We start from the raw sequence: 2827 nt of genomic DNA on the forward strand, positions 1-2827 counted from the left end.
CGGTTCGAGACGAACGAGGGGCGCGTCCGCAACCGCGAGGTCCTCGACCGCGAACTGGAGGAGACGTTCGCGCCGCTGACGACCGCGGAGGCGTCGCGGCGCTCGAAGCGCACGACGTGCCCGCGAGCCGCGTCCGCGACGTGAGCGAGGTGTTCGCGGACCCGCAGATCGAGGCGCGCGGCATGCTCGCCGAGGCGGACCACCCGACCGCCGGGACCGTGACGTTCCCCGGCTCGCCGATGTACTTCTCTCGGACGCCGACGACCGTCCGCCGCCATCCGCCCGCGCTCGGGGAGCACACGGAGTCGGTGTTGCGCGAGTACGGCTACGGCGACGGCGACATAGACGAACTCCGAGAGCGCGGGGCGATTTCGGAATAGCGGCACCGTTGAAACTCTCAACGGCTGATGGTTTTCACATCGTATTCGCTCAGTGCGGCGAAGTAACCGACGAATCCCCAGTGCGGTGGCGCGTGCCTCCGAGCGGTCGCCTCTGGCGACCGCGAGGAGCACCGCGCGAGGGAGTCGGCTAGCCGGAGCGAAGCGGAGGCTAGCCGACGAGGCTGGGGAGGCGCGAGGCTGCGGTGCGGAGCGGTGCGGGGTGGGATTCGAAGGGGCAACCGCGAGGACGCTCCTCGGCGTTCACGAGAGCGAAGCTCTCGTGAGCCAATCAGAACGCGAAGCGTTCTGATGACGACGTAAGCACCGTAGCGAGCAACGCGAGCGAGGAGCGCAACGAGCCGCGGGAGTCCTCGCGGCTGGGGCTTCGGTGGTCGTGTCCTTGGTAAGCGCGTCGTCGTAGCGAGCTGCTGGGACTTCGGAGGTGTTCACCACGCTAGCAACGACTTTGTTCTCATCACCGACAGGACTCACGAAATACCTGTCTTATAAGCAACTCTCATCAGCCGACTATTTCAGGCGAGAATGTATCTGAAAGATCAGAGTTCAACAGAGCCACAGTGCCCTATTTTTCCTCAGGTGCCACTGAAGATCGGCTCGTGACATATCGACGTGACACATACGCAATAGTGGATGTTGTAATCCCTATTGGTACACCATACAGGATTGCTGTCCCCACACCGGTTAACAGTCCATAGTCCGGTTGGGGGTGATTAAGCGAGACGATACCATACAGGCCATAGCCACTGAGGATGATGACGGCGGAAGCAATACTCACTAGTATTCCGTCATTTCGATATGTATCCCTGCGAGGATACTCGCTGATACTGTGGCTCCGAGTGGACTCATAAGTAAACTAGATGATGTTCCCACATCGAAATTCCCAGTAAGGTAGAGTTGGCCGAAGAATAAGCCCATAAGAATGACCGAGTACCCGAGATACCGAAGCGATCGTTTCAAAGACTTCCCTAGAAGAAGCGATTCTAACTGCGGTCTCATCTATGCTGGTCGGGTTACTGGTTAGATAAATTTTCTATTTTCTTTATTCAGAGTAACGGGCGGAACGGTCCGTCGATACGCACCCTTCAACGACCGGCCGTTCGGGCGAGAAAGCGTCTGAAGAACAGTGTTTCAACGGGGTCGACGTAGTGAGTGTGAGACGGTTCCGGCGAAAAGATCGATCGACGCGGGAGGCGGGTCGTGCCCCCGAGTCTCCGTCTCAGTCGTCGCCGCCCTCGGAGGCCGTGATCGGGTCGTTCTCCTCCTCGGTGAAGCCGGCCGACTCCTCCTGCCGCTTGCGCGCCTCGGGGTCGAACTCGGCCTCGATGTCCTGGTACCGCGGGACGAAGGAGAGCTCGTGGTGGCTCTCGGTCTCGTGGCCGATGTAGCGCTCTTCGAGGTCGAACTGCGCCTGTTCGTCGTTTTCGGCGATGTTCGAGAGGTCCTCGTAGACGGCGTGCGCGCCCGAGTGAAGCCCGTACAGCGTGATGAAGATGTACTGGTAGCCCAAGTCGCCCAGCTCCTCGAAGGTGAGCGGGTCCTCCTCCGCGCCCCACTCGAACGACGAGGAGTAGTTGAAGGCGAGATCCAGGTCGGGGTGGGTCTCGTGGATCGTCTCGGCGTACTCGACCGCGTCCTCGCGGGACGGGTCGGGCATCTCCGGCCAGACGAGGTCGACGCCGGCGTCGGCGTAGATCCGCCCGCGTTCGAGGTGTTCCTCCCAGTCGCCGTTGGCGGAGCCGTACGCGTCGGTGCGGGCGATGATGACGGTGTCCTCGCTCTGCTTGGCGTCGACGGCCGCCTCGAAGCGCGAGCGCGCCTCCTCGCGGGAGACGATCTGCTTGCCGGCGATGTGGCCGCAGCGCTTCGGCGAGGTCTGGTCCTCGATGTGGACGGCGGCGACGCCGGCCTTCTCGTACTCGCGGACCGCGCGCCGGACGTTGTGGATCCCGCCGTAGCCGGTGTCGCAGTCGGCGATGACCGGGAGGTTCGTCGCCTCGACCATGCGCTTCGCGTTCTCGACCATCTCGGTCATCGTGACCATCTCCAGGTCGGGGAAGCCGAACTGGCCGAGGACGGTGGAGTAGCCGCTCATGTAGGCCGCGTCGAGGCCCGCCATCTCCGCGAGGCGGGCGTCGAGCGCGTGGTAGATCCCGGGCGCGAACGTGTACTCCTGCTCGTCGAACAGCTCGCGGAGCTTTCGGCCGGCCGGGTTGTCGATATCTCTGTCGAAGACGTCGTCGTCGAGTTCGTTGGGATTCATCGGTTACTGTGTGGTGGCGTGGTCGCTGGGTCGGTTCGGCGTTCGGTCGCTGGGTCGGTTCGGCGTTCGGTCGCTGGGTCGGTTCGGCGTTCGGTCGCGGGCAGCGGCGGCGCTCATCGCGAGCCTCCGTCGGTCCGCGTCGCGGCGCGTCCCCCGTCGGACGGGG

At 63.3% G+C, this 2827-nt stretch carries 1 protein-coding gene and 1 pseudogene; one reads left to right on the forward strand and one right to left on the reverse strand.

Features of this window, described 5'->3' with window-relative positions:
- A pseudogene (locus BN903_RS14810) lies at positions 1-380 on the forward strand (CoA transferase); the annotation flags it as partial.
- A 1237-nt stretch (positions 381-1617) separates the two neighbouring features.
- Here BN903_RS14810 and aceA read toward each other — a convergent pair.
- Complete coding sequence (gene aceA, locus BN903_RS14815; RefSeq protein WP_048078461.1) at positions 1618-2661, reverse strand: isocitrate lyase; 1044 nt, start codon at positions 2659-2661, stop codon at positions 1618-1620.
- Between the last annotated feature and the right edge of the window lie 166 nt (positions 2662-2827).

Source organism: Halorubrum sp. AJ67, from assembly GCF_000513435.1.